Genomic DNA, 19,448 nt, shown 5'->3' with positions numbered 1-19,448 from the left:
CACTCCGCCAACCGCCGCGCGAACACCGGAGACGACTCCAACAACCCCACCGCCATCCCCACCCACTGCGACCCCTGACCCGGAAACACGAACACCGGGCCACCGTCGGTGTGCGCCACCCCGCGAACGACGCCTGGGGCATCGCGGTCCTCGGCGATCGCCGTCAGCGCGTCGAGCACGTCCTCCCGGGTGCCACCGAGCACGGCGGCGCGGTGCGGGAAGGCCGAGCGCGTGGTGGCCAACGACAACCCCACATCCACCAACCGCCGCTGCGGACCCGAGACCACCCACTCCCGCAACCGCTCCGCCTGACCCCGCAACGCCCCCACCGACCGCCCCGACAACACCCACGGCACCACCGACAACCCCACACCACCCACCACACCCGACTCCCCCACCGGTGCCTGCTCCCCCACCGGTGCCTGCTCCAACACCACGTGCGCGTTCGTCCCACTCACCCCGAACGCCGACACCCCGGCACGCCGCACCCGACCCGTCTCCGGCCACGCCACCGACTCCGTCAACAACGACACCGCACCCGCCGACCAGTCCACCTCCGGCGTCGGCGCGTCCACGTGCAACGTCCTCGGCAACACCCCACGCCCCAACGCCAACACCATCTTGATCACACCCGCCACTCCAGCGGCCGCCTGCGGGTGCGCGATGTTCGACTTGAGTGAGCCCAGCCAGAGCGGACGATCGGCCGGTCGGTCCTGGCCGTAGGTGGCCAGCAGCGCCTGCGCCTCGATCGGATCACCCAGCCGGGTGCCGGTGCCGTGCGCCTCCACCGCATCCACGTCCTGAGTGGACAGACCAGCACTGGCCAACGCCTGCCGGATCACCCGCTCCTGCGACAACCCACTCGGCGCGGTCAACCCGTTGCTCGCCCCGTCCTGGTTGACCGCCGAACCCCGCACCACCGCCAACACCGGATGCCCGTTGCGCCGCGCGTCCGACAACCGCTCCAACAGCACCACGCCAACGCCTTCACCCCAGCCGGTGCCGTCAGCGCCGGCGGCGAACGCCTTGCACCGCCCGTCCGGCGCCAGCCCGCGCTGCCGGCTGAACTCGATGAACATGCCCGGGGCGGCCATCACGGTCACCCCGCCGGCCAGCGCCAGCTCGCACTCGCCGTTGCGCAGCGCCTGCGCGGCCAGGTGCAGCGCCACCAGCGACGACGAGCACGCCGTGTCCACGGTGACCGCCGGCCCCTCCAGCCCCAGGCAGTACGCGATCCGCCCGGACACCACACTGGAGGACTTGCCGGTGACCAGGAAACCCTCGAAGCCCGCTGGTGCCTCGTGCAGGCGGGAACCGTAGTCCTGGTAGACCATGCCGGCGAACACCCCGGTCCGGCTGCCACGCAGGGTGACCGGGTCGATGCCGGCGCGTTCGACCGCCTCCCAGGTGGTTTCCAGCAGCAGCCGCTGCTGCGGGTCGGTGGCCAGTGCCTCCCGGGGTGAGATCCCGAAGAACTCGGCGTCGAACTCGGCCGCGTCGTAGAGGAAGCCACCCTCCCGGCTGTAGGAGGTTCCGGGGTTGTCCGGGTCCGGGTCGTAGAGCGCGGCGAGGTCCCAGCCCCGGTCGGTCGGGAACTCGCCCACCGCGTCGCGCTCGGCGATCAGCAGGTCCCACAGGTCCTCCGGGGACCGCACGCCGCCGGGGAACCGGCAGGCCATCGCCACCACGGCGATGGGGTCGTCCACAGTGGATGCCGGGCGCGGCGCCGGCTCGGCCTCGCGGTGTCCGGTGGTCGGTCCCGCCGTGCTGACGCCGGCCTCAGCCAGGGTCCTGGCGCGCAGGTGCTCGGCGAGCCTGGTGGGGGTGGGGTGGTCGAAGAGCAGCGTTGTCGGCAGGCGCAGCCCGGTGACCGCGGCGAGCCGGTTGCGCAGTTCGACCACGGTCAACGAGTCGAAGCCGATCTCCCGGAACGCTCGGGCGGGATCGACGGACTCCGGTCGCGCGTGCCCGAGCACGGCCGCCGCCTGGGCCCGCACCAGCTTCAGCACGGCCTCGGTCTGTTCGGTGTCGGGGAGTCCGACGAGGGTCTGGGCGAAGCCGGAGCTGGACTGGGCGAGCGCGGCCGGCGGGGTGCCGGCGGACGTGGCCGGGCGGGCTTCGGGCAGGTCGGCGAACAGCCGGGAGGGTCGCACCGAGGTGAACTCGGGCGCCAGCCGCTCCCAGGCCACATCGGCGACGACCAGGGTGGCCGGCTCGGGGTCGGTTGCCGAGGCCAGCGCGGTGACCGCCAACTCCGGCGCCATGGCGGGCAGGCCGCGCCGGTCCATTCGGGTCTGGGCGGCGTCACCGACCATGCCGTTGCCGGCCCAGATTCCCCAGGCGATCGACAGCGCGGGCAGGCCGCGTGCCCTGCGGTGCGCGGCCAGGGCGTCCAGGTGGGCGTTGGCCGCGGCGTAGGCCGCCTGCCCACCGTTGCCGATGACGCCGATGACCGAGGAGAACAGCACGAAGGCGTCCAGGTCCCGGTCCAGGGTCAGCTCGTGCAGTGCGCGCGCGGCGGTGACCTTGGGGCGCAGCACGGCGGCGAGCTGGGTGGGGGTGAGCGCGTCCAGGGTGGCGTCGGCGAGCACACCGGCGGCGTGCACCACCGCGGTGAGCGTGGGCAGCGACGCCACCAGTCGGGCCAGCGCGTCCCGGTCGGCCGTGTCGCAGGCGCGGACGGTGACCGCCACGCCGAGCGCGGTCAGTTCGGCGCGCAGCTGCTCGACGCCGGGTGCGTCCGGCCCGCGCCGGCTGGTCAGCACCAGGTGCTCGGCGCCGGCCCCGGCCAGCCAGCGGGCCACGTGCGCGCCCAGGGCGCCGGTGCCGCCGGTGACGAGCACGGTGCCGCGGGGCTGCCACCCCTGGTCGGTTCCGGCGCGCGTCCGGGCGCGCACGAGCCGCCTGGCGAACAGCCCGCCGGCCCGCACCGCCACCTGGTCCTCGTCGTCGGGGTTGGCGAGCACCCCGCACAACCGGGACAGCGCGCGGCTGTCGGTGGCGTCGGCCAGGTCGACCAGACCACCCCAGCGTGCCGGCTGCTCCTGGGCGATGACCTGGCCCAGCCCCCACACCTGGGCCTGGGTCGGGTTGCTGAGCCGGTCGGCGGGGTGCGCGGCCACCGCGTCGTGGGTCACGCACCACAGGCGCGCGGTGAGCCCGGCGTCGTCCAGTGCCTGGACCAGGGTCACGGTGGCGCGCAGGCCAGCCGGGACGTCGCCCGGTGCCGCGTCATCCAGGGTTGCATCGGTGCGGGTCTCATCCGTGCGGGCCAGCAGCGACAGCACGCCACTGACGTCCGGCTCCTGCTGGGTCACCGCCGCCAGTTGCTCGGCCAGCCGCGCGCGTTCCACTGTGGACGGAACGGGGATCGGGATGACGCGGGCGCCGCCGTGCTCCAGCGCGCGCGTCAGCGCCGCCGTCCAGTCCGCGGCGGCCGGGTCGGGCGGGACCGCCAGCAGCCAGGTGCCGGCCAGGGTGGTGTGCGACGGGTCGGCGACCGGACGCCAGTCGACCCGGTACCGCCAGCCGTCCACTGTGGATCGGGCATGGGCGTTCCGGTGCCAGCTGGCCAGTGCTGGCACCAGGCTCCGCAGCGGCTCGGGGTTGTCCTGGCCGAGGATCTCGGCCAGAGCCGCGCTGTCCGCGCTGTCCACCGCCTGCCAGAACCGGTCCTCGGCGCGGGCCGGTTGGCCGGCCGGGGCGTGTGCCGGCGCGGTGGGCGACTCCAGCCAGTAGCGCTCGCGCTGGAACGGGTAGGTGGGCAGGTCCACGGTGCGGCCGGCGGGGAAGACCCCGGCCCAGTCGACCGAGGCGCCACGCACGTGGGCTTCGGCGAGCGCGGTGAGCATTCGCGGCCACCCGCCGTCGCCCCGACGCAGCGAGCCCACCACCTCGGCGTTGCCCCGGGTGGCCTCGATGGTCTCCTGCAGGCCCTGGATGAGTGCCGGGTGGGGGCTGGTCTCCACGAACAGGTCGTGCCCTTCGGCGAGCAGCGCCCTGGTCGCCTGCTCGAACCGCACGGTGTGGCGGAGGTTGCGGTACCAGTACTCGGCGTCCAACTCCGCGGTGTCGACGCGGGTGCCGGTGACCGTGGAGTAGAAGGCGATCTCCGCCTGGCGGGGCCGGATGCCGGCCAGGTCGGCCAGCAGCCGCTCGCGGATCACCTCGACCTGGGGCGAGTGCGACGCGTAGTCGACCGGGATGCGCCTGGCCCGGATGTCGTCCTGGTCGCACTGGGCGAGCAGCTCGTCGAGGGCGGCTGGTTCGCCGGCGACCACGGTGGTGGCGGGGCCGTTGATCGTGGCGATGCTGATCCGGTCGCCCCACCGCGCCAGCCGGGCGCGCACCTGGTCAACCGGCAGCGACAGCGAGACCATGCCGCCGCTGCCGGCCAGTGCGGTCAGTGCCTGGCTGCGCAGGGTCACCACGCGGGCCGCGTCCGCCAGGGACAGCGCGCCCGCCACGCAGGCCGCGGCGATCTCGCCCTGCGAGTGGCCGAGCACCGCGACCGGCGTCACCCCCAGGGAACGCCACAGCTCGGCCAGGGACACCATCACCGCGAACAGCGCGGGCTGCACCACGTCCACCCGGTCCAGCGGCGGCGCGCCCGGCGCCCCGCGCAGCACGTCCAGCAGCGACCAGTCGACGTGGGGGTGGAACGCGGCGGCGCAGGCCCGCAGGTGCTCGGCGAACACCGGGGCGTGCGCGAGCAGTTCCACCGCCATACCGGCCCACTGCGAGCCCTGGCCGGGGAACACGAACACGACGCGCTGCGCGCTGCCGGCCCTGCCGGACACCACGCTCGCGGCGGGCTGTCCGGTGGCGACGGCGCGCAGCCCGGCCAGGAAGCCGTCCCGGTCGGCCGCGACCACCACGGCGCGGTCCTCGAACGCGGATCTGGTGCTGGCCAGGGAACGGCCGACGTCCGCGAGGTCGAGGCCGGGGTTGGCGGCGACGAACTCGCGCAGCCGCCCGGCCTGGGCGCGCAGTGCCGCGTCACCGCGCGCGGAGACCAGCCAGGGCAGCGCGCCACTGGTGGTCCTCGGCTCGGCAGGCGGCGCGTCCCGGTCGTCGCTGGGCTGTTCGAGGATGAGGTGGGCGTTGGTGCCGCTGATGCCGAACGAGGAGACGGCGGCCCGGCGGGGCCGGTCCAGCTCCGGCCACGGCGTCGGTTCGGTCAGCAGGGACACCGCGCCGGCCGACCAGTCCACGTGCGGGGTGGGTTCGTCCACGTGCAGCGTGGGCGGCAGCACGCCGTGCCGGATCGCCATCACCATCTTGATGACCCCGCCCACGCCGGCGGCGGCCTGGGCGTGGCCGATGTTGGACTTCAGCGACCCCAGCCACAGTGGACGGTCGGCTGGCCGGTCCTGCCCGTAGGTGGCCAGCAGGGCCTGCGCCTCGATCGGATCACCGAGCCGGGTGCCGGTGCCGTGCGCCTCCACCACGTCCACGTCTGGTGTGGACAGTCGGGCGTTGGCCAGCGCCTGCCGGATCACCCGCTCCTGCGCCGGCCCGTTCGGGGCGGTCAGGCCGTTGCTCGCGCCGTCCTGGTTGATCGCGGAGCCGCGCACCACGGCCAGCACCGGGTGGCCGTTGCGCCGGGCGTCGGACAGCCGCTCCAGCACCAGCACGCCGGCGCCCTCCGCCCACACCGTGCCGTCGGCGGCGGCGGCGAAGGCCTTGCAGCGGGCGTCCGCGGCCAGCCCGCGCTGCCGGCTGAACTCCACGAACATGCCGGGGTTGGCCAGCACGGCCGCGCCACCGGCCAGGGCCAGCGAGCACTCGCCGTGGCGCAGTGCCTGGGCCGCGAGGTGCAGTGCCACCAGTGACGACGAACAGGCCGTGTCGGTGGTGAGCGCGGGGCCCTCCAGGCCGAGCAGGTAGGCGATCCGGCCCGAGGCGACGCTGATCGTGCTGCCGGTCAGCGCGTATCCCTCGACCTCGCCGCCGGCCTCGTGCAGTCGTGGGCCGTAGTCCTGGGCCATGACGCCCATGAACACCCCGGTCTGGCTGCCGCGCAGGGCGGTGGGCGCGATGCCGGCCCGTTCCAGGGCTTCCCAGGCGGTCTCCAGCAGCAGCCGCTGCTGCGGGTCCATGGCGGTGGCCTCGCGCGGCGAGATGTCGAAGAAGCCGGCGTCGAACCGGTCCGCGTCGTGGAGGAAGCCGCCCTCGCGCACGTAGGACGTTCCGCTGTGCTCGGGATCGGGGTGGTAGAGCCCGGCCAGGTCCCAGCCCCGGTCGGTGGGGAAGCCGCCAATCGCGTCCTGGCCCTCGACCACCAGCTGCCACAGCTGTTCCGGTGAGGTCACGCCGCCGGGGAAGCGGCAGCCCATCCCCACGATGGCGATGGGCTCCGCACCGGTGACCGCCGCGGTCACCGCGGCCGGTGCGTCGCCGCTGCCCAGCAGGTGCTCGCGCAGGTGGCGCGCCAGCCGGCGCGGAGTGGGGTGGTTGAACAGCAGGGTGGGCGGCAGCCGCAGCCCGGTCGCGGCGGCGAGGTGGTCGCGCAGCTCCACCGCGGTCAGCGAGTCGAAGCCGAGGTCCTTGAACGTCCGCGCGGTGTCCACGGTGTCCAGGCTGGCGTGCCCCATGACCGCGGCCACGCTGGCGCGCACCAGGTCCAGCAGGTCCTGTTCCCGCGCGGCCGCACCGACCTCGGGCGCGGCCGGCTCCGCCGCGGACGGTTCCCGCTCCTGGTCGCGGTCGGGCTGACCAGCGACCGCTGGCGCGGCCATACCGTCCACTGTGTCCGGATCGGCCAGCCAGTACCGCTGGCGCTGGAAGGCGTAGGTGGGCAGGGGCACCCGGCTGGCGCCGGTGCCGGTGAACCAGGCCGACCAGTCCACCGGGGTGCCGTGGACGTGCAGCGTGGCCACGGCGGTGAGCAGTGCGGCCGGTTCGGGCCGCTCGGCCCGCAGCGCGGGCACGGCCACCGCCCCGGATTCGGCCAGGCACTCCCGGGTCAGTGCGGCCAGCACGCCGTCCGGCCCCACCTCAAGGAAGGTGGTCACGCCCTGGGCGTGCAGCGTGGCCACGGCGTCGGCGAAGCGCACGGTGTGGCGGGCGTGCCGGACCCAGTACCGCGGGGAGCGCAGTTGGTCGGGCTCGGCGAGCCGACCGGTGAGGGTGGACACGATCGGGATGGTGGGGGCGTGGAACGCCAGGGTCTCGGCCACGCGCTGGAACTCGCCGAGCATGCCGTCCACCAGGGGCGTGTGGAAGGCGTGGCTGACGGTGAGCCGCTTGGTCCTGCGGCCGGACTCGCGCAGCCGGTCGGTCAGTTCCAGCACCGCGTCCTGCTCGCCGGCGAGCACCACCGCGGCCGGCCCGTTGACGGCGGCGATGCTCACGGCGGCGGTCCGCTCGGCCAGCAGGGCCAGCACCTCGTCCTCGCCGGCCTGCACCGCCACCATGACGCCGCCCGCCGGCAGCCGCTGCATCAGCCGGCCTCGGGCCGCGACCAGCGTGACCGCGTCCGGCAGGGTGAGCACGCCGGCGACGTGCGCGGCGGCCAGTTCGCCGATGGAGTGCCCGGCGAGCAGGTCCGGCCGCACGCCCCAGCTCTCGACCAGCCGGAACAGCGCGACTTCCAGGGCGAACAGCGCGGGCTGGGTGTAGCCCGTCTGGTGCAGCAGGTCGGCGTGCGGGGTGCCCGGCGCGGCGAACATGACGTGGTGGAGCGGCTGGTCGAGGTGGGCGTCGAACTCCGCGCACACCTCGGCGAGGGCGCGGGCGAACACCGGGTGCCGCTCGGCCAGTTCGCGCCCGGCGCCGGGGCGCTGGCTGCCCTGGCCGGAGAACAGGAACGCGGTGCCGCCCGCGTCCTGGCCGGCGGTGCCGCGCACGGTGTGCGCCGCGGGTGTGCCGGCGGCGATGGCGTCCAGGCCGCGCAGCAGGTCGGCCCGGTCCCGGCCGACGACCACCGCGCGGTGCTCGAACGCGGCCCTGGTGGTGGCCAGGGAGAACGCGATGTCGGCCGGGTCCTGGTCGGGGTGGTCGGCCAGGTGCTCGCGCAGCCGGGCCGCCTGGTCCCGCACGGCGTTGGCGTCCCGGCCCGAGACCAGCCAGGGCAGCGGCTCGGGTGCCCGGCCGGTGCGCTGTTCGTGGTGGGCCGCGGGCGGCTCGGCCACGACCACGTGGCAGTTGGTGCCGCCCATGCCGAACGAACTCACGCCCGCGACCAGCGGCCGGTCCGGGTCCGGCCAGGGGCCCAGGGTCCGCTGCACCCGCAGGCGCAACTCGTCGAGGGGGATGTCCGGGTTGGGGGTGTCGTAGTTGAGGCTGGGCGGCAGTTGTCGGTGCCGGATGCTCAGGGCCGCCTTCAGCAGCCCGACGATCCCGGCCGCGCCCTCCAGGTGGCCGACGTTGGTCTTGGCCGAGCCGACCAGCAGCGGCTGCCGGCGGTTGTCGGCCTGGCCGAGCGCCGCACCGAGCGCGGCCGCCTCGATCGGGTCGCCGCGTCGGGTTCCGGTGCCGTGCAGCTCCACGTACTGCACGGCCCCGGGGTCCACGCCAGCCTGGTGGCAGGCCGCGCTGATCACCGCCTGCTGGGCGGACGCGCTGGGCACGGTCAGGCCGTCGGTGGCGCCGTCGTTGTTGGTGGCGCTGCCCCGGATGACGCAGTAGATGTCGTCGCCGTCGGCGAGGGCCCGGTCGAGCGGTTTGAGCACGACCACGCCACCGCCCTCGCCGCGCGCGTAGCCGTTGGCGCGGGCGTCGAAGGTGAAGCACCGGCCGTCCGGGGACAGGCCGCCGAACCTGGCCGCGCCCAGGGTGCTCTCCACCGCGAGGGTGAGGTTGACCCCGCCGGCGATGGCCAGGGTGGACTCGCCGGCGCGCAGGCTCTGGCAGGCGGTGTGCACGGCCACCAGCGCGGAGGACTGCGCGGTGTCGATGGCCAGGCTGGGGCCGCGCAGGCCGTAGGTGTAGGACACCCGGTTGGCGATGATGCCGCGCTGCAGGCCGGTGAGGGTGTGCTGGTTGATGCCGGCGGCGCCGCGCTGGTGCAGCAGGGTGGCGTAGTCGTCCCCGATCGCCCCGACGAAGACCCCGGTGCTGGTGCCGGCGAGCTGGCCGGGCACGATGCCGGCGTCCTCCAGTGCCTCCCAGCTCAGCTCCAGCACGAGCCGCTGCTGGGGGTCCATTGCGGCTGCCTCGCGCGGGCTGATGCCGAAGAACGCCGGGTCGAACTGGTCGACCTGGTCGAGGAAACCGCCGCGTCTCGGGTGGTCCTCGGCGGCGCTGGCCGGTCCGTGCCGCTCCCACCGCCCCGCCGGTGCGTCGGTGATGGCGTCCACCCCGTCGCGGAGCAGTCGCCAGAACGCCTCCGGGTGGCCAGCTCGGGGCAGGCGGCAGGACAGGCCGATGACGGCGACCGGCTCGTTCGGCCCCGTCCCGGTGGCAGCCAACTCATTGCTCATCGCGCTCAGCGATCCTCACTCACGAAATACGGATTACCAGGTCGCCACAATGAATTCTTTCATTCACATATCAGCGATCCGATATTCCGTCCGCCGGCTGAATGGCATGGGCGCGCACAACCGGATCGCGCACCCGGTAATTCGACCACTGAACAACGAGGCTACGGAGTGCGGACCGCGCTCAAGAGCCCCTACGCACCCCTAACGTGCCCCTAGACCGGGATCGGGCGTCAATTCAGTCCCGCCGTTCCCTCGGGTGTCGCCCGGGTTGGCCGAGCCGGCCGGAGACCCCGTTGCCAGGCGCGGCCGCGTGGTGGACCAGCTGGTCGGGCACGGGCCGAATGTCGCGGAGAACCTACCACCAGCGGTGCTGGCCGACCACCCCTGACTGCCCTCCTCGGCCGCCCGCGCGAACCCCTACCGCCATTTCGTGCACAACCCCTATCTGACCACAGAAACGCCCATCGCGGGTATCGCCACCAGGCGAAGACGGGAATTATCGGCGCCGGTTCCGAATCCCGCCGACATACACCGAGTCTGGAGTGCTGGAGTGGCTGAACCTCGCGCGGTGCCGACGAGCGCACCACCGCCGCAGAGCCCGATCACCGTGACCCCGGGCGACAACCGCTACGGCGACCTCGTGCGGGGAATCAACGACCGCTTCGTGGGTCGGCCCGAGCTGGTGCGGGTGGCCAGATCGACCGCTGAGGTCGTTCAGGCGGTGCAGGAGGCGGTCCGGGCCGGCCAGCGGCTCGCGGTCCGCAGCGGTGGGCACTGCTACGAGGACTTCGTCGCCCACCCCGACGTGCGGGTGGTGCTGGATCTCGGCGAGTTCACCGGGATCTCGTTCGACCAGCGGCGGGGCGCGTTCGCCGTGGGCGCCGGCACCACGCTCGGCGAGGTGTACCGCAGCCTGTTCAAGCGTTGGGGCGTGACCGTTCCCGGCGGCGGCGGGCCGACCGTGGCGGTGGGCGGGCACGTCCCCGGCGGCGGCTACGGCCCGCTGTCCCGGCTGCACGGCTCGATCGTCGACTACCTGCACGCCGTCGAGGTCGTGGTGGTGGACGAGGACGGCACCGCCCGGTGCGTGACGGCCAGCAGCGACCCGGACGACCCGCACCACGACCTGTGGTGGGCCCACACCGGGGGTGGCGGCGGGAACTTCGGTGTGGTCACCCGCTACTGGTTCCGCTCCCCCGGCGGCACGGCGGCCGACCCGGCGCTGCTGTTGCCCAGGGCCCCGGCCGAGGTGGTGGTGAGCACCACCGCCTGGTCCTGGGACGAGCTGGACGAGACCGCGTTCGGCCGCCTGGTCGGCAACCACGGGTCCTGGTTCGAGCGGCACAGCGCGCCGGACTCGCCGTTCACCGGGCTGTACAGCATGCTCGCGCTCACCCACCGGGCCAGCGGCGCGATCGCGATGGTGACGCAGGTGGACGGCACGAACCCGGGGGCGGAGCGGTTGCTGGCCGACTACGTGGCCGCGGTGGGCGACGGCGTCCGGCCCGTCGCCCACCAGCAGCAGCGGATGCCGTGGTGGCACTCCACGCGGTGGCCGGGCATCGCCGGCGACGGCGACATGAGCGGCTCGGTGAAGGTGAAGGCCGCCTACCTGCGCCAGAGCTACACGCCGGCGCAGATCGCCACCCTGTACCGGTACCTGACCCGGACCGACTACGCCAATCCGGGCGCGTTGGTCGGGCTCATCGCCTACGGCGGCAAGGTCAACACGGTGTCGCCGCGGGCCACGGCGCTCGCCCAGCGCGACTCGATGCTCAAGGCCGTGTACGTGACGACCTGGTCGGACCGGGCGGATGCCGAGCACCTGGCGTGGATCCGCGAGTTCTACCGGGACGTGTACGCCGACACCGGGGGCGTGCCCGTGCCCGGGGCCGGCAGCGACGGCTCCTACATCAACTACCCGGACGCCGACCTGGCCGACCCGGCGTGGAACTCCTCGGGCGTGCCGTGGCACACCCTGTACTACAAGGACAACTACCCGAGGCTGCAACAGGTCAAGGGGCGGTGGGATCCGGGCAACGTGTTCCGGCACCGGCTGTCCATCAGCCCCGCGCCCGAGTCCGCGTCCAGGTCCTAGCCCGCGGTGTTCGTCCACCGGCCGTGGCCGATCACTGCGTGGCCGAACGCGCCGTGGCCGAACGCGCCGTGCTCGAACACGGGCGGTGGCCGATCACGCGGTGGCCGAACCGAGCACCGCTGGTGCACTACCTGGCGCACCAGCGCACGGCCGTTTCCGCCACGCGGCCTGGCTCGTCCGCCGCAGCCGGCTGAGCCCGCCGGGTCAACGTCGACCCGATCGTCCCATCGGATTGCGCCGGACAGTCCAGTGAACCTGCCGGCTTTCGGCCGCCCGGCGCCTGCTGTGCCGGTAACGTGAGACGTGCTTTGATCCATCTTGGAGGGCGTCTGGGGGACGTTCCACAAGTTCCCCGCGCTGTCCAGTTGACCGCCCGAGCGTAGTGACTGCTGTCGTCATGTGGGGGAGGCGGCGCCAATGGCATTGGTGGAGCGCAACAGCGAACTTCGCGCCCTGATGAGCCTCTTCGCCTCCTGTGCCCGGGGCACCGGAGGCGTCGCGGTGATCGTGGGTGAGACAGCCACCGGGAAGACCGCGCTGCTGGACGCGTTCGGTGAACTCGTCACCGCCGCGGGCGGTCGGGTGCTCAGCGCGACCGGTTCACCGGTGGAGCGCGACGTGCCCCTGGCGATCGTGCGGCAGCTGGTCCAACGCGCCGCGCTCGCTCCCGAGGTCGACGCCCAGGTGGCCGGTCTGCTCGCGCAGGCGGCCCAACCCGAGCCGGCGCGGCCGGCCGACCCGGTCCGCCCTCGGGGGGTGCACGCGTTGGGCAACGCCCTGCTCGACCTCGCCGACGCCGGCCCGCTGGTGCTGTCCGTGGACGACGTGCAGCACACGGACAGCGCCTCGCTGGACTGCCTGTGCCACGTCATCCGGCGGGTCCGGTCGGCCCGGGTGCTGGTGGTGCTCACCGAGCAGCCGCGCCCCAGCGCGGACCTGTCCTCGGTGCACGCCGAACTCTTCAGCCAGCCGCACTTCCGCCGCATCCGGCTCGCCCCGCTGTCCCAGCACGGCGTGGCGCGGCTGCTGGTCAAACACCTCGGTGAACCGCTGGGCCGGCGGCTGGCTCCGGCCTGCGTGGCAGCGGTCGGCGGAAACCCGCTGCTGGTGCGGGCCCTGATCGAGGACAACCGCACGGCCGGCGCGGGTGCCGGGTCCTCGGCTGCGGGTGACGAACTCACCACCGGGGACGCCTTCGGCCAGGCCGTGCTGACCTACCTGCACCGCGCCGACACCCTGACCCTGGCGGTGGCCAGGGCCATCGCGGTCCTCGGGGACCTCAGTTCACCGGCGCTGCTGGGGCGGTTGTTGGACATCGACGCCGACACCGTGGCGCGGGAGATCCACGCGCTCACCGAGGGCGGCCTGCTGGCCGCCGGTCGGTTCCGCCACGCGGCGACCCGCTCGATCGTGCTGCACGCGCTGTCCCCGGCCGCGCGCGCCGGCCTGCACCGGCGGGTCGCCCAACTGCTGCACGACGAGGGCGCGTCCGCGATGCTGGTGTCCCAGCACCTGTTCGCCGTGGAGGACACCAAGGACGCGTGGGCCGCGGACGTGCTCCGGGAGGCGGCCGAACAGCAGTTGGACAACGACCACGTTGACACCGCCATCGAGTGCCTGGACCGGGCCAGGCAGTTCTGCGCCGACGAGCGGACCCTGGCCGAGATCACCGCGGTGCGCGCCAGGGCCACCTGGCGGGTCAGCCCCTCGGCCGCCGCCCGGCACCTCGGCCAGCTGCGCACGGCCATGCGCCAGGGGCTGCTGTGCCGGTCCAGTGTCACGGCGATGCTCGGCGACCTGCTGTGGTTCGGCCGGTTGGACGAGGCCGCCGAGGCGTTCGAGTGGATCAGGGAGTCGGTGCACGCCGCCGACAACCGGGGCGCGGACGAGCTGCGCATCATCGGCCTGTGGCTGTCCTGCACCCATCCGCGCTTCCTCGCCCGGCTACCCCGGCAGGACACGACCGCGGTGGCCGAGCAGATGGGCCCCGCGGTCACCATCGACCCGCAGTTCCAGGCGGTCGCCGTGCTCGCCGCGACGCTGTCCCGCGGCGCGGACGAGGACCTGGTCACCGGGGCCGAGCAGGTCCTGCAGCTGTCCCGGCTGACCGACCGGACCCTCGGGCGCGTCAAGGTCGCGCTGATGGCGCTGATCTACGCGGACCAGCTGGACAAGGCGGCGCACTGGTCGAACGTGCTGCTCCGGGAGGCCTCCGGCCGGCAGGCACCGACCTGGCAGGGCATGCTCGCCGCCGTGCGGGCCACCGTGTCCTTCCGCCGGGGCGATCTGGCCGCGGCCGCGGACGAGGTCACCTGGTCGTTCCACCGCATCTCGCCCAGGGCGTGGGGGGTCGCCGTGGGGCTGCCCCTGGCCAACCTGGTGCTGGCGCTGACCGCGATGGGCCGTTACGACGAGGCCGCCGCCCAGCTGCGGATGCCCGTGCCGGATGTCATGTTCCAGACCCGCTTCGGCCTGCACTACCTCCAGGCGCGCGGTCAGTACTTCCTGGCCACCGGCCACGCCCAGGCCGCGCTGGGCGATTTCCTGGCGTGCGGCGAGATGGCGGTCAGCTGGAACATGGACCTGCCGGCGCTGGTGCCCTGGCGCAGTGACGCCGCCACCGCCTGGCTGCGCCTGGGCAAGCCGGAGCGGGCCAGGAAACTGGTGGAGGACCAGCTGACCAAGCTCGGCGCCGAGCCGTCCCGGTCGCACGGCCTGTCCCTGCGCGTGCTCGCCACGACCCTGGACCCGTCGGAGCGCCCCCGGCTGCTGATCCGCGCCGCCGAGGAGTTGCGGGCCAGCGGCGACCGGCTGGAACTCGCCCGCGCACTGGCCGAGCTGAGCTGGGCGCACGAGGCGCTCGGCGAGCACGGCCGGGCCAGGGCGACCGGCAGGCAGGCGTGGGCGGCGGCCAGGGACTGCGGCGCGCAGCCGCTGTGCGCGAAGCTGCTGCCCGATCCCACCGACGCCGACCTGGCGGTGCCGCTGCAGGTCACCTCGGACGAGCAGCCGGCGGCGGCGCTCACCGACGCCGAGCTGCGCGTGGCCACCCTGGCGGCACAGGGCAAGACGAACCGGCAGATCGCCCACACCCTCTACATCACCGTGAGCACGGTCGAGCAGCACCTCACCCGGGTGTACCGCAAGCTCAGCGTGCAGCGCCGCACCGACCTGGCGCCCTGCCTGCCGCTGAACGAGCCGGACCGGGTGTAGCGGGGGCCCGGCTCAGGGCGTCACGGGCGGCGTCGAGGCGTCGGCCGCGCGCAGCCGCTCGGCCAGGCCGGCGGGTGTGGGGTCGTTGAACACCTCGGCGAGCCGCAGCCGCACCCCGGTCGCGGCGTGCAGCCGCTGCGCCAGCTTCGCGGCCAGCAGCGAGTGCCCGCCGTGCACGAAGAAGTTGGTCCCGGCCGTCACATCCGCCCGGCCCAGCAGCTCGGCGAACAGGCCGAGCACGGCGGCCAGCAGCGGGTCCGCGTCGGCCGGTGCGTCCGGGCGCTCGGCCCGGTCGGCCCGGCGCCGCTCGGCCAGGCCGGTCAGGGTCGAGTAGTCGACCTTGTCGTTGACCGTGGTGGGCAGCGCGTCCACGATCACGAACTCCTGGGGCACCCACGACCGGGGCAGCTGGGCGCGGGCGTGCTGCCACAGCCGGTCGGCCGCGCCGGCGCTGTCGGCGGTCTGGACGAAGGCCACCAGCACGGCGTCGGCGCTCGGGTCGCCGGCGACCACCACGGCGGCGCCGGCGACCTCGGGGTGGTCGCACAGCACCGACTCGATCTCGCCGAGCTCGATGCGGTTGCCGCGCAGCTTGATCTGCCGGTCGGCGCGCCCGGCCAGCTCCAGGGTGCCGTCCGGCAGCCACCGGGCCACGTCCCCGGTGCGGTAGAAGCGGCCGTAGCGCGGGTGGTCGCCGAAGCGCTGCGCGGTCAGCTCCGGCCTGTCGTGGTAGCCGATGGCCACGCCGCCGCCCGCGATGCAAAGCTCGCCGCGCACCCCGACCGGCAGGTCCCGGCCGGCGGCGTCCATGACGAACACCTGGGTGTTGCCGATCGGGCGGCCCACCGCGACGCGCTCGCCCACCACCCCGTCCACCCGCGCACAGGTGGACCAGATCGTGGTCTCGGTCGGGCCGTAGACGTTGCGCAGCTGGCAGCCGGTGGCGACCAGTCGACGCGCCAGTGCCGGCGGCAGGGGCTCGCCGCCGCACAGCACCCGCCGGCCGGCCAACTCGTCCGCGACCTCGTCCAGCACGCACCGCCAGGTGGTCGGGGTCGCCTGGACGATGCCGACCGCGTGCCGCCGCACCAGCTCGCGCAGGGCCCGGCCGTCCACCCTGGCCTCGTCGGGTGCCACGACCAGCCGGCCGCCGCGGACCAGGGGCAGCAACAGCTCCAGCGCGGAGATGTCGAAGGTGAAGGTGGTCAGCCACAGCACGGCGTCCGCACCGGTCACGTCGAGTTCGTCGGCGAAGTGCGCCACCAGGTTGGCCAGGCTGGCGTGGCTGACCAGGGTGCCCTTGGGGCGGCCGGTGGAGCCGGAGGTGTAGATCAGGTAGGCGCACCCGTCCGGGTGCGCGGCCGTGGTGTCGAGGTCGGCGCGGGGCCGGGCCTCGTCCACCCCGGGCAGGGTGAGCACGGTCCGCTCCTGGCTGGCCGGCACGCTCAGCCCGGCGGCGGCGAGGACCACCCGCGCGCCCGCGTCGGTGAGCTGGTGGGTGAGGCGCTGTTCGGGGTGGTCCGGGTCCAGCGGGAGGTAGGCGGCCCCGGCGAGCCAGACGCCGAGCACGGCGGCGGCCAGTTCCGGGCCGCGCGGCGCCAGCACCGCCACCACCGCGCGCGGGGCCACACCAGATCGGGCCACACCGCAGCCGGCCAGCAGGTCGCGCACGGCCAGCGCCGCGTCCCACAGCCGCTGGTAGCTCACCTGGCGCTCGCCGTCCACCACGGCCACGGCGGCGGGCGACGCGGCCACGGCGGCGGCCACCGCGGCCAGCACGGTCGGTGGGGACACCGGGCGGGCCGTCGCGTTCGCCGCCGCGATCGTGGTGGTGTCGGGCTCGCTCCACCCGCGCAGGTCGGCGACGGGCTGGTCCACGCCCTGGCCCAACGCCACCAGCAGCGCCTCGTAGCGCAGCAGCAGCGCCCGCACGTCGCTCCGGTCGAGGACCTCGGCGCCGTGGGCGGCCCGGACCCGGATTCCGTCCGCGCTGGGCAGCACGAAGAACTCCAGGTCGAACTTGCTGTAGCCGGTCTCCACGGCCAGTGGCTCGCCGACCAGACCGCCGATGCGGAACCGGGCCGCGCCGCTGTCCGGCACGTAGTTGAACACGTGCCGGAAAACCGTGTGCCGCCAGGACGACCCGGTGCGGGGGATCTCCGCGAGCAGGTTGTCCACGGGCACGTCCACGTGCGTGATCGCGCTCAGGAACACGTTCCTGGTGCGGCGGACCAGCTCGCGGAAGCTCTCCCCCGGTTCGACGCGCACCCGCAGCGGCACCACGTTGACGTGGTAGCCGATGGCGCGGGCGGCGGCCGGGCCGCGCACGTTGATGGGCGATCCGACCACCAGGTCGGGCCCGGCGCCGTGGTTGTGCAGCAGCAGGTAGTAGGCGGCGAGCAGGACGACGGCCTCGGGCGCGCGCACGTCCCGCTCCAGCCGCCGCACCACGGCCACGGCCTCGGCTGACAGCGCGTGGGTTACCTGGCCGCCGGCCAGCGTGGTGTTCGGGGCGTTGGGGGTGCCGCAGGACAGTTCCAGGTCGTCCGGCCGCACGCCGCGCAGCTGCGTCCGCCAGAACCGCAGGCTCTCCTGGCTGGGCTCGGCTTCCGGCAGGGCCGGCACCTGGTCGCGCAGTTCGGCCGGTGGCTGGCCGCCGGCGACCAGCGCGTCGTAGACGGCGACGAACTCCTCGTGCAGCACGGTCGCGGACACGGTGTCGAAGTTCAGGTGGTGCACGGCCACGCAGAACACGTCGCCGCCGGGGCAGCGCAGGCACACCGCGCGCAGCAGCGGCCGGCCGTCCAACACGAAGGGCCGCGCCACGAACGCGGTCAGCTCGGCGTGGACGGTCTCGTCCGGGCAGGCCCGCTCGGGGACGTCGACCTCGATCCGCTCGGGAGCGAGCACCGCCTTGCGGAGCCCGGTCTCCCCCGCCGTGAACACCGTGCGCAGCACCTGGTGGCGGTGCAGCAGGAAGGACAGCGCCTGGCGGCACGCGGGCAGGTCCAGGCCGCCGCGCACCCGGAAGGCGAGGTGCAGGTTGTTGACCCCGCTGCCGGGGACCAGCCGGTCCAACAGCCACAGCGCCTGCTCCCGGCGACTGGCCGGGACACCCGTCAGTCCACTGTGGATCGCGGTGTTACCTTGCGACGACATCTGCGACTTCCCTCGTCTCCGCTGTTGTGGTCGTCGCCCGCTGGCGTGACCGCGCCTCGTCCGCTCCCGCACTCCGGCGAACGGCTACCCCAGCAGGCCGGCCACCGTCCGGGCGACCTCGGGGTGGCCCAGCAGGTCCGCGTGCGTGACCGCGAAGCGGACCTCCTCGGCCACGGCGCCCGCCCGCGCCGCCGGGTCAACCGCGTTGAGCCCGCTGGTGGGGGTGGCCGAGCTGACCGCGGTGGCCGTGGCCCACGCCGGGGTCCGGCCGAGGTGGCTGGCCGCCACCAGGTAGGAGACGAACGACCGGTAGGTGGCCACCCACTCCTCGCCGTACTCCGCGTCCAGGCCGGCCCTGGCGAAGGCGTCCCGGCCCACCCGCTCGAAGATGCCGACCAGCTCCGCGCCCACCTCGGCCACGCCCTGCCCGGACTGCCACGCGTGCTGTCCGGCCTGCTGCGCGGCTGCCGCCTGCTCCGGGTCCAGCAGCGTGGACAGGCTGTCCACCACCTTGTGGAACTGGTAGTAGAGGGTCGCCTCGGTGGGCGCCTCGGGGTCGAAGAGCACCAGCCGGGGCGCGCTGGGCTGCCAGGCGGCGACGCGGTCGGCCAGCGCGCCGGCGAACACCCCACCGGCGCAGAAGCCGAACACCGCGCGCACCGGCCGGCCGGTCCCGCGCACCTCGTCGGCCCACCGCGCCACGTAGTCGGCACCGGTCATCCCGGTCTCCCCGCCCAGTGGCGGCTGCACCGTCTCCCAGATCTCGTAGCCGCCGTCCAGGTGGGCGGCCAGGTCGGTGAACGCCGCCTCGGGGCGGCCGGTGGCGGCGTAGTCGACGGCGAGAACGACTTCTTCCCGATCCGATTCGGTGAGCACCCGCCACGAGTTCAGCTCTGCCATGTGGCCCTCGCATAATCTCGATCGAGACCCGCGTTTTCGCGGCCAGGCTATTGAGTGGTCGATCCGACTGGAAACCCCTACGGTTATCCGACCACCCCTGGTCAGGGTTCTTGTTCGGCCAGTACGTAGACATTGCCGAACGGGTCCTTGAAGTAGGCGAACTTCCCGCCGGGCGAGTCGTCGGGTCCCAGGGAGAACTCCACGCCCCGCGCGGACAGCTCCTGGTGGGCCCGCTGGACGTCCGCGCACTCGAAGACCAGCCGGCTGAACCCGCCGACCCGGTCGTCGTGGTGGTCCAGCCAGGTGTAGGGGGTGATGACCGTGTCGCTGCCGGCCGGCGCCACCTCGATCCACCTGCGCCCCTCCCCCATGGGGACATCGACCCGCTTCTCGAAGCCGAGCAGGTCGACGAAGAACCTCAGTGCCTCGTCCTGGTCGGTCACGGGCACGGCCACCGACGCGGTGCGTCTGATCATCTGCACCCCAAAAATCGCACGACGACGAAGATTGACCATTTCGACGGAATAAGTTTGACGCTGCCAAGGCGAACCACGCACTGTCAAGATCGGGGCGGCACCAACAGGGGTGCGAATAGGGGTGAACGTAGGGGTTGCCGCACCCGGTTGGCCCGAAATAAATTACCGATCAGCCGC

6 protein-coding genes are annotated in these 19,448 nt (G+C 73.9%); 2 read left to right on the top strand and 4 right to left on the bottom strand.

Features of this window, described 5'->3' with window-relative positions; genetic code table 11:
• A partial coding sequence (locus LX83_RS35960) for a type I polyketide synthase (protein ID WP_301329495.1) occupies positions 1-9,425 on the bottom strand: 9,425 nt, incomplete at its 3' end.
• A gap of 550 nt (positions 9,426-9,975) precedes the next feature.
• Between LX83_RS35960 and LX83_RS35955 the strand changes: the two genes are divergently transcribed.
• Positions 9,976-11,523, top strand: coding sequence for an FAD-dependent oxidoreductase (locus tag LX83_RS35955; protein WP_253780201.1), 1,548 nt, complete (start codon positions 9,976-9,978; stop codon positions 11,521-11,523).
• A gap of 417 nt (positions 11,524-11,940) precedes the next feature.
• Positions 11,941-14,736: a helix-turn-helix transcriptional regulator gene (locus LX83_RS35950; RefSeq protein ID WP_253780198.1), complete on the top strand. Its 2,796-nt coding sequence runs from the start codon at positions 11,941-11,943 to the stop codon at positions 14,734-14,736.
• Between the two features lie 12 nt (positions 14,737-14,748).
• On the opposite strand, the gene LX83_RS35945 is transcribed toward LX83_RS35950, so the two are convergent.
• From LX83_RS35945 to LX83_RS35935, 3 genes are all read right to left on the bottom strand, one after another.
• The gene (locus LX83_RS35945; protein ID WP_253780195.1) at positions 14,749-17,895 is read right to left on the bottom strand and encodes a non-ribosomal peptide synthetase; all 3,147 of its coding nucleotides are present in this window, start codon (positions 17,893-17,895) and stop codon (positions 14,749-14,751) included.
• 84 nt (positions 17,896-17,979) lie between these two features.
• Positions 17,980-18,795 carry a hypothetical protein gene (locus LX83_RS35940; RefSeq protein WP_253780192.1) on the bottom strand — a complete coding sequence of 272 codons (816 nt, stop codon included), beginning with the start codon at positions 18,793-18,795 and terminating at the stop codon, positions 17,980-17,982.
• A 101-nt stretch (positions 18,796-18,896) separates the two neighbouring features.
• Positions 18,897-19,271, bottom strand: a complete 375-nt coding sequence (locus LX83_RS35935) for a VOC family protein (RefSeq protein WP_253780189.1) — start codon at positions 19,269-19,271, stop codon at positions 18,897-18,899.
• Positions 19,272-19,448: the final 177 nt, after the last annotated feature.

This window comes from Goodfellowiella coeruleoviolacea, from assembly GCF_024171785.1.
Classification (GTDB): Bacteria; Actinomycetota; Actinomycetes; order Mycobacteriales; family Pseudonocardiaceae; genus Goodfellowiella; species Goodfellowiella coeruleoviolacea.
The sequence above is the reverse complement of the archived record's forward strand: the minus strand, read 5'-3'. Positions and strand labels throughout refer to the sequence as shown.

Coding starts and splice junctions, on each gene's coding strand:
- LX83_RS35950 (WP_253780198.1), top strand. CDS start 11,941: ATGGCATTGGTGGAGCGCAACAGCGAACTTCGCGCCCTGATGAGCCTC.
- LX83_RS35945 (WP_253780195.1), bottom strand. CDS start 17,895: ATGTCGTCGCAAGGTAACACCGCGATCCACAGTGGACTGACGGGTGTC.
- LX83_RS35940 (WP_253780192.1), bottom strand. CDS start 18,795: ATGGCAGAGCTGAACTCGTGGCGGGTGCTCACCGAATCGGATCGGGAA.
- LX83_RS35935 (WP_253780189.1), bottom strand. CDS start 19,271: ATGATCAGACGCACCGCGTCGGTGGCCGTGCCCGTGACCGACCAGGAC.